Raw genomic sequence first — 9,078 nt, forward strand, 5'->3', positions numbered from 1 at the left:
TCTTCAAAGCCTAACAGAACTGAAAGCCCGATATACCAAAGCCCAGCTCGACAAGGCTGGTTAAAAAAGTGAACGGAAATATACAACAGCTCTGAAAGAGCGAAATAGATGATTGAAATTTGATATGTGTTAATTATAAACAATTACACACATTTACTGATTAGCTGAATAAAATACTCATGAAGAAAGTAAGCATTTTTTGGTTTCGAAGAGACCTTCGATTGGAAGATAATCACGGATTATTTCAGGCACTTCAGGAAAATGAAAATATCCTTCCGATTTTTATTTTTGACAAAAACATCCTCGATAAGCTGGAGAATAAAGCCGATGCCCGAGTGGAATTTATCTACGATCAGATCAGCCTAATTCATCAGGAACTAGCGAAAAAAGGAGCCTCGATCCTAGTCAAATACGGTGATCCTGAAGCTATTTTCAAAGAGCTGCTCCAATCCTACGAAATACAGGCAGTACACACCAATCGGGACTACGAACCCTACGCAATATGTCGGGACGAAAAGGTGGCTCGCTTGCTGAATCAGCAGAAAATTCAATTGCATCGCTACAAAGATCAGATGATTTTCGAGCCGGGAGAAATCCTGAATGGCTCAGGGGAATTCTATAAGGTCTTCACTCCTTTCAGCAAGGTTTGGCTGAGCAAGTTTGACTCATCAAAGCTCGAGGACTTCAAACCCATGCATTGGAAAAATCTGATGCAAACCGAACCTCTGGAACTTATTTCTTTGGAAAATATGGGGTTTATGAAAAGCGATATCTCCATTCCATCCAAAACCGCTGATGAGGAAATCATCTCGCACTACAGTCAAACCCGTGATTTTCCAGCCAAAAACGGAACCTCCAGGCTGGGGATTCACCTACGCTTTGGTACGATTTCCATCCGAAAACTGGCAGTAAAAGCCGCGGACCTTAATGCTACTTTCCTGAATGAATTGATCTGGAGAGAGTTTTACATGATGATCCTGGCTTTGAACCCGCAGGTAGTCAATCAGGCATTTAAGCCAGCATATGATAGGATTCCATGGAGAAATAATGAAGAAGAATTTGCCGCCTGGTGCGAGGGAAAGACTGGCTATCCCATTGTAGATGCTGGCATGAGAGAACTGAACACTACAGGCTACATGCACAATCGGGTGCGTATGGTCGTGGCTTCCTTTCTCACCAAACATCTTTTGATCGATTGGCGATGGGGAGAAACCTATTTCGCAGAGAAACTGCTGGACTATGAATTGGCCTCAAATAATGGCGGTTGGCAATGGGCTGCGGGCACCGGCACAGATGCGCAGCCTTACTTTCGGGTATTCAATCCCAGTTCGCAGCAGGAGAAATTTGACAAAAACTGGAAGTACATCAAAAAATGGATTCCTGAAATAAACTCGGATAAGTACCCAAAACCGATTGTAGATCATAAATTTGCAAGGCAACGTGCAATCGACACCTACAAATCAGCCCTGAATCAATGAATATCGGAGACCGAGTAAGACTACTTCACGGAAAGGAAGAAGGAATAATCCGCAAAATTTCCTCTAGTGGTAGAATGCAGATAGAAATCGAGGACGGATTTATCATTCCTGCTCTGAAGTCAGAATTGGTTCTGATCCACGAATCTGAAAAGCAGTATTTTGGAGAAAAGCCTGTGGAAGAGAAGGAAATTGACACGCCTCTTCCTATTTCAGGCACAAAAGATCAAGGGCTTTACCTTGCTTTTCTACCCATCAACGACCAAAGTCTGAGCCTCTATCTGATCAACGACAGCCGTCAGCCCTATTTGGCACATGCTTCTGAGGTCTTTGGAACTAATCAACGAACGCTTCTGGCTGCCACGCTTAATCCTGGCGAGGCGAAGAAATTCGATGATAGACTACTGAAGGAAATGGACGAATGGCCAGCATTTTTACTGCGCTTTATTCCCATTCATAATACGCTGGAGAAAGCAATTCCAGCTTTTGAGCGACAGCTGAAGATGAAGCCAACGCAGTTTTTCAAACATCTCAGCAAGGCACCTCGCCTGGATAAAACCGCCTACATTTTTCCCCTGGAGCAGACTACTAAAGAGCTCGATATCCGCGCGCTCAATCAGGAACTGGATCAAATCAGGCCAAAGCCCGAAACTCCAAAAGCCGTAAAACCATCCAGATCGATTGATTTGCATATTGAAAAACTGGCAACAGACCCCAAAGGAATGAGCAATTCTGAGATGCTCCGTGTGCAGCTGGAGTCTTTCGACAGAAATCTGGATCAGGCTATAGCTTCGGGAATGGATGAAATCACATTTATCCACGGCATCGGAAATGGCGTGCTTCGCAAAGAAATTCACAAGCGCCTCAGTCAACACCAAAATATTAAGTACTTTCAGGACACGCAAAAAGATCAGTGGGGCTACGGCGCTACGCTGGTCAGAATCTCCTAATCTATGCAGGCAAAGGTATCTCCTGTCTTTCAGCTTTTTGAGTTGCAACACCAAGAGGCGAAGGCGCTTTTTTTGGGATTGGGAAAGCATATCAAATCGAAAAAAGCAATAGAGCTTCTTGGTAAAATGGACTTTCTGGAGCTGTATGCAGACTTGATGGCGAAGGTTCATTTTGAAATCGAAGGTTTGAATTTCAATATTTTTTCGGATTTCAAAGAAATGAAGAGAAGCTTGCGCAAAATTCATCATTTCAAACTGGCGGAGAAAAGTCTGAATGATCGTGAGCACAAATTGGGGATCAAATACAATGGCTACCGAATTCATCTTGACATGCACAAAAAGAAACTCTACACGGATGCTTTTGATCTGATTGTCGGCAGTACGCTGAAAAGCTGGGATGACTTCTACGAAAAAGCCATGAACGCCAGCCGAGGCATCAAACCTTTAGCTATTCATACTGCCGTGAATCAGATCATTCAGGAAGAACTGGAATTTTTCCATGAGGATCATAAAGCAAGTATGGGTAGCAAGGCGCTGAAGGACACTTTTGAAGGATTGCGCAGTATTATCATGCTGGAAAACACGCTGATTCACCTGGGTTTCAATACTATATTCGTATCTGGAATACATGAGGAAATCCGAGTGCTAAAAGAAAATCTCAAACCCTGGTACTCCACCCAGCTTTCGATACAATCGCTTACCCATTTTCTGGGTGCCAAAGAAAGCGCTTCCAAAAAATACCTGGATTGGGTAAAGGAACTCAAAGATCAAAAGATTGCTCTTTCCTCCCAAGCGGAGAAACAGGCACATCAGTTGTTTGATAAGATTCTGGGGTGAGGTGATGGGTTATATGTTGATTTAATATCCTATTGCGCATACCACTCTATATGAAGGATAACCGCAATTGGATATATGAAAAATAACCCCAATTGGGGATATATTATGTTGGGCAACATTTGAAAAAAAATTCTGCAAATATTCAAAAATTATACTCACCTTTGACGTTAGTAACGTAAAAGATATGATATTATCCTTTGGTTCAAAAGAAACCGAACACATTTGGAACGGAATCCGAGTTAAGAAAATGCCGATTGAAACTCAAAACGTTGGACGTCGGAGATTAAGAATGTTGAACAACTCGCAAGATATTTTCGATTTGAGAATTCCACCATCAAACCGACTTGAAAAACTGACCGGGAAATTAAGCGAATTTTACAGTATTCGGATTAACAAACAATGGAGGATTATATTCATTTGGGATAAAGGAAACGCAAGTGAAGTGGAAATAATTGATTATCACTAAAAAAAAAAAATGGAAAAGTTATCAAATGTTCATCCTGGAGAAATCTTGAATTACGAATTTCTTGAGCCTTTCGAAATTACTGCGTATCGACTTTCAAAAGACTTAAAAATACCACAGACCCGAATTTCGGAAATCATAAAAGGAAATCGCCGAATTACAGCGGACACGGCTTTACGATTGAGTAAATATTTTGGAAACTCTGCCAAATTCTGGCTTGGAATTCAAGACGATTATGACATCGAAGAGGAAAAAGAGAATAAAGCAAAAGAACTAAACGAAATAATAAAATACGCAGATAAAAACGTTGCCTAACACACCACCCCCGAAAGCTTTCGGGGTCGGGTCTTCCCGATAAAAATTGGGACAGGCTGTATATGGCGGTTCATCAAGCATAGAATAGTCGCTCTTTACACCAGCTATTCCTTTCCATTACTTTTAAGAGAAGGCTACAAAAAGGCTCCTTATCGAACCTGACTTGTCGGCAGACAGGTTTTCATTTCACAAGATGTTCAGTCTCCCGAACCAAGTTCGGGACAGGCTTTCACTACTTCTGTGAGACATCCATGGTTCTTATGGCTCGTTCCTCATAGCTACTATGACCTCGGCTGACTTCTCTTAAATGTTCACGACATCTAGCCTTCCCTGCATCCTGACTCCTCGCTAAAAACTTCCACTGGAAGTTTTCTTTACGCTCGGCCCTCTCGGTAAGATGAATATCCTTGTGCCTATCGCTGCTCTATCTACTATTTTTGGCTTATCTCTGAAAGTCAGAGCTTAGGACTTCGGCATGATCCCGATACTCGGGATTACCCCCGCGCTTAAGGGACTTTATTCACTAAGTGTTTATATTCATTCGTGTTCATGAATCCTACGCATTTCACCCGTTGGAACGACCATCTTTTTGGTCTATATTCACCAGTCAAGGTACATACAATGTAAAATAACAATCCGATAAATTTCATAAACCCTATCCATGGAAAAAAAGAAAAAGGCAAAACCAAAACTAACTCCCATTGTTAAATCGTTTAAGGGCTCATTTAAAATACCTGAAAATTTTGAATTTAAGGAAGATTTAAGAAAAAGCCGTTCAGAAAAAACATCTTTAGATGAATAGTGTACCATGGATTTATAAAATCGTATCCTTTGAAGAATTATTGATTTGTGGGGATGTTATACTATCCCGTTTTTCCTTTTACCATCGATGAAATATCTCTTAGATCATCAGCCGAAGCATTGCAAATACCCCGTTACAGTGTAATTTGAGAAAAACAAAGCAACAAAATTCTGAATGTTCAGACATCAAGGCAAAAGCAGAACTGCAACGCATAATCTGCAAATCGCCACCATTTTATCGTTTGTAGCCGGAATTGTGAATGTTAGTGGATTTTTGGCTTACCAGCAATTAACCACTAATGTGACTGGACATTTTGCGCTATTTATAAACGATGTCGCAAACTTTGATTTTTGGAAAGGAACAATCTATTTCCTGTACATTTTCTCTTTTCTACTTGGTTCTTTTTCATCAAGTTTTCTAATAGAAAAATTCCAAGAAAATGGAAGACTTAATGTTTTTGTGTTACCCACACTAATAGAATGTCTGATTTTGATTTCAATCCCAATCACCAATTATTTTATCCCCATAGAATACCCTGACCTAATTATTTGTTTGTTGCTTTTTGCAATGGGGTTACAAAACTCCTTTGTTACAAAAATTTCAGATGCCATAGTAAGAACAACCCACCTCACAGGGCTATTTACAGATTTAGGGATTGATATTTCCCATTTGTTTTTCCCAAAATCATATCCTCAAAAAGAAAAATTAAAAGCGAATATTAGACTTCGGATTTATATTATTTCATTTTTCTTTTCGGGAGGAATAATTGGTGGATTTCTATATTCTAAAGCTGATTGGAAATTAAACACCTTGCTTTTGGGAGCCTTAATTTTAGTGATAAGTTTACTTTACGATGATCTTAGATATGGTTTAATAAAAACTAAAAGAAAACATACCCAAAGAAAAAAAACGAGGGTTAACAAGGGACTCCCATAAATGGGACTTGAAAGTCAGTAGATCAATGCTTTTGGAACATCCGTCAGAAGTTTAACAGAGCAATCAAAACGTTTGAGGAGTTTTGAAGAACGTTCGATGAATCTGTAGAAACGTTGGTGCTTTTTGGTAGAAAGAAATTTTACCGGAATTATAGATATAAATAAACCAAACCTCCCACTCGATATAGCTCTGGGATCTTCTTCTTTTTCAAAGTAAAGTTTAGGCCAGATTGAGTTACGTACCGTTACTCCGACACCCATATGATTTATTGAATTTCTGAATCAGGCGGTGAGATATTCACTTGTTTCTCCTCTGTCAACGAAACTATCTCCTGACGGGCACGAAGGGATTTAATGATCAACTCGTCAGCACAACCGGTAATTACACCATATTCATAGAGATGGGTAATAGTCAATCCTTCTTTACTCAAAGAATCTGCGACAGCATTTAATCTCTCCAAACAGTCTTCTGAAAGGGTAATTACTATATTTTTCATCTTTTTGGGGTTAAGGTGCTATCGATAAACCAACTCCGACATCTTCAGGCATCAAAGGAAGTTCTTGTGCAGTATTCCTTAATTGCTCAATAATTTGATCTGGAGTGGAAGTTGGGTTTTGTTCCCAGAGGAGTGCTAAAATTCCTGCCACATGCGGAGTAGCCATGCTTGTTCCTGATATGGTTCTGTATCGCATTGGCATAGGCCAGGAAGAATAGATCAGCACACCAGGCCCTGTTATGTCTACCAAGCCGGTTGAGTTGATCGCCCGGTTGGAAAAGTCAGCCACCGCCAAATTTGAATCCAGCGCCCCAACGGAAAGTATGGAAGGACAATTTGCCGGGCTACCCACGGGATTGAATTGATTCCAAGAGCGTCTACTTTCATTGCCTGCAGCAGCCACCAGCACCGCTCCCTTTGATATCGCAAACTGTGCCGCTCTCTCATAAGCCATATCGAAGCTCTGTCCTGGAAAAACCTGTGAACCCAGAGACATTGATATTACTTTACAGCCATTGTTTGCAGCCCAGGTAATCCCATTTAAAATCCAGGATTGTGCACCGCTCCCTTGGTTGCTCAAGACTTTACCAGCGTAAATCAAAGATTCAGATGCCACTCCATACCGCAGACCATTACTATCTACCGAGCCACATGCACTTCCGATACAATGGGTTCCATGTCCATGGGCGTCTTCGGCAGTTTCATCTGGGACAAAAGAGTTTGTGGTAATATTTCTACCTGCAAAATCAGGATGACTGACATCAAAACCAGTATCCAGGACGGCAACTTTAACACCCCGCCCGGTATATTGCGAGCTCATGGCTTTAGTGATCTCAATTCCCCAAGTGGAAGGAGTATTTAATGGTGCAGGCTCGTCTTCGGGGACATAGACTACCTTCTCCGGTTCGATTATAAAGTCAGCATTTGCAGATTCCAGAATTTGGATCTGTTCGTCATCGCAACCAACTAGCACAACTCCAAGATGTTCATAGATCAAAGCATCGGCATTTTGAAGGCTATTTTCATTGATAGATTCAGCACGAAAATCAGAGCTATGGGCGACTGAGAGTCCTAATTTGGATTCGAATAGATTTTGGGCAAACTCAAAACTCTTGTTACCATTTCTCAGAATCACAAAATACCTACCTGTGTAAAGAGGCTTCTCATCTATTTTTCTAATTGAGCTTTGTTTGACAAATTTTTCATAGGCCAACAGTCGTTCCTGATTGTCTGGTAGAAAAGTCTGTGTACCTAATATTGGCTTTTTCATTGCTGGTAGTGGTTTACGTGGCTATACTTCTGATAAGTTAACGGAAATTTACCAATCAAAATTTCGTAATGATAGATCCTGTGTCTTAACCTACCCCAAATTCCAAAAAACCGAAATATCCCTTAGCTTAGCAACCCTAATAAAACCACTCAGAACTATGGAAACCTCACATAAAACATCCTTCCAGTTTATTTCCGAACCTTCCGATATCAATTTTGGAGGAAAAGTACACGGAGGTGTGGTGATGAAATGGATAGATCAAGCGGCTTATACCTGCGCCCGAACATGGTCTGAATCCTACTGCGTGACGGTCTATGTGGGTGGTATCCGATTCTACAAACCCATCAATATCGGTGAGGTGATCAAAGTCGATTGCACGGTGATCTATACCGGAAGTTCCAGCATACACATTATGGTGGAAGTATATTCTAGGGATTTCTCCCATAAAGAATTTGAGAAAAAGACTCACTGCATCATCATTTTCGTATCGGTGGATGAAAACGGATCTCCCCAGAAAGTGAAGCCATGGATCCCTCAAACTGATCAGGAGAAAAAACTGGAGGAATACGCTACCAAGCTAAAAGCTCTTCGTGAAAATATCCACAACGAGATGAAGCCTTTTTTTAATGAGTAATCTTGGAGTTAAAAGTGAAAAGTAAAAGGTGGTAAGTGGTGAAAGTTGTGCGTCTGAGGTTGTAGTGTAAAAGGTAGTAAGTGTAAAGTTGTAAGTCTGAGGTTGTAGTGTAAAAGGTAGTAAGTAGTAAGTTTTGTGAGTGGTAAGTAGAAGATGTGATGAAACTAAGAATAAGACAAGTCCAGCTTCTGGAGAAGAACAAGCCTTAATCTTTGGGAACCTTGGTGGTCTTTGTGGTTATATAATTCATTACAGATCGTGCCGTTGGCACTCTATTATCATCAATTTTCGCCCGTTAACCCAGAATTTCATTCTGGGCTTTTATAGGTCTTGCCTTTGGCAAGGGGCTCGGAAATTCGATTGAACACTTGTGCCAACGGCACAATCAGTAACAGCCCTGAATACAGCGAAGCGAAATTCAGGGTATGTGCATTCGAGATATAAACCAAGAGTTCCAACGGCACGATCGGTAGAGTTTTGATGGTGTTTTCAGCTAAATATCAATCATAAAATTTCTATTACATAGTTTATCAAAGTCTAGCTTTTGAAGAAGCAAAACAAGCCTAATCTTTGCACATATTGGTGTTCTTTGCGGTTATATAATTCATTACAGATCGTGCCGTTGGCACTCTATTACTATCAATTTCCTCCCGTTAACCCAGAATTTCATTCTGGGCTTTTATAGGTCTTGCCTTTGGCAAGGGGCTCGGAAATTCGATTGAACACTTGTGCCAACGGCACAATCAGTAACAGCCCTGAATACAGCGAAGCGAGATTCAGGGTATGTGCATTCGAGATATAAACCAAGAGTGCCAACGGCACGATCGGTAGAGTTTTGTCGCAGCGGGACAATTGATCGGTAGAGACAAGTATCAACCTTGGCATATAGGTTCCAGCAAG

Annotated in this window: 12 protein-coding genes; 8 read left to right on the top strand and 4 right to left on the bottom strand. The window is 40.9% G+C overall.

The window, feature by feature from the left end; all coding sequences use genetic code 11:
• The first annotated feature begins 179 nt into the window (after positions 1-179).
• The 7 genes from BVH04_RS13330 (at position 180) to BVH04_RS13355 (ending at position 5,778) form a co-directional block, all read left to right on the top strand.
• Positions 180-1,478 carry a cryptochrome/photolyase family protein gene (locus tag BVH04_RS13330; RefSeq protein WP_086541965.1) on the top strand — a complete coding sequence of 433 codons (1,299 nt, stop codon included), beginning with the start codon at positions 180-182 and terminating at the stop codon, positions 1,476-1,478.
• Complete coding sequence (locus tag BVH04_RS13335; RefSeq protein WP_086541966.1) at positions 1,475-2,425, top strand: Smr/MutS family protein; 951 nt, start codon at positions 1,475-1,477, stop codon at positions 2,423-2,425. The genes BVH04_RS13330 and BVH04_RS13335 overlap by 4 nt, the downstream gene beginning before the upstream one ends.
• Positions 2,426-2,428: 3 nt before the next feature.
• Positions 2,429-3,262 (top strand): hypothetical protein, encoded by an 834-nt coding sequence (locus BVH04_RS13340; protein WP_086541967.1) that lies wholly within the window; start codon positions 2,429-2,431, stop codon positions 3,260-3,262.
• 184 nt (positions 3,263-3,446) lie between these two features.
• The gene (locus BVH04_RS13345; protein ID WP_086541968.1) at positions 3,447-3,728 is read left to right on the top strand and encodes a type II toxin-antitoxin system RelE/ParE family toxin; all 282 of its coding nucleotides are present in this window, start codon (positions 3,447-3,449) and stop codon (positions 3,726-3,728) included.
• A 9-nt stretch (positions 3,729-3,737) separates the two neighbouring features.
• Positions 3,738-4,040 carry a HigA family addiction module antitoxin gene (locus tag BVH04_RS13350; RefSeq protein ID WP_086541969.1) on the top strand — a complete coding sequence of 101 codons (303 nt, stop codon included), beginning with the start codon at positions 3,738-3,740 and terminating at the stop codon, positions 4,038-4,040.
• A 661-nt stretch (positions 4,041-4,701) separates the two neighbouring features.
• Complete coding sequence (locus tag BVH04_RS25490; protein WP_169714435.1) at positions 4,702-4,842, top strand: hypothetical protein; 141 nt, start codon at positions 4,702-4,704, stop codon at positions 4,840-4,842.
• 174 nt (positions 4,843-5,016) lie between these two features.
• Positions 5,017-5,778, top strand: coding sequence for a YoaK family protein (locus BVH04_RS13355; protein ID WP_086541970.1), 762 nt, complete (start codon positions 5,017-5,019; stop codon positions 5,776-5,778).
• A gap of 265 nt (positions 5,779-6,043) precedes the next feature.
• Here BVH04_RS13355 and BVH04_RS13360 read toward each other — a convergent pair whose 3' ends face one another.
• Entirely contained in the window at positions 6,044-6,274 is a 231-nt protein-coding gene (locus BVH04_RS13360) for a hypothetical protein (protein WP_086541971.1), read from the bottom strand.
• Between the two features lie 10 nt (positions 6,275-6,284).
• Positions 6,285-7,544 carry a S8 family peptidase gene (locus BVH04_RS13365; RefSeq protein WP_086541972.1) on the bottom strand — a complete coding sequence of 420 codons (1,260 nt, stop codon included), beginning with the start codon at positions 7,542-7,544 and terminating at the stop codon, positions 6,285-6,287.
• Positions 7,545-7,701: 157 nt separating this feature from the next.
• Between BVH04_RS13365 and BVH04_RS13370 the strand changes: the two genes are divergently transcribed.
• Positions 7,702-8,178, top strand: coding sequence for an acyl-CoA thioesterase (locus tag BVH04_RS13370; protein WP_086541973.1), 477 nt, complete (start codon positions 7,702-7,704; stop codon positions 8,176-8,178).
• A gap of 308 nt (positions 8,179-8,486) precedes the next feature.
• Here BVH04_RS13370 and BVH04_RS25495 read toward each other — a convergent pair whose 3' ends face one another.
• Both BVH04_RS25495 and BVH04_RS25500 read right to left on the bottom strand, forming a co-directional pair.
• Positions 8,487-8,642 carry a hypothetical protein gene (locus BVH04_RS25495; RefSeq protein WP_169714436.1) on the bottom strand — a complete coding sequence of 52 codons (156 nt, stop codon included), beginning with the start codon at positions 8,640-8,642 and terminating at the stop codon, positions 8,487-8,489.
• A gap of 202 nt (positions 8,643-8,844) precedes the next feature.
• The coding region (locus BVH04_RS25500) for a hypothetical protein (protein WP_205635851.1) at positions 8,845-9,078 on the bottom strand (234 nt) is incomplete at its 5' end.

It is taken from the genome of Algoriphagus antarcticus (assembly GCF_002150685.1).
Lineage (GTDB): Bacteria > Bacteroidota > Bacteroidia > Cytophagales > Cyclobacteriaceae > Algoriphagus > Algoriphagus antarcticus.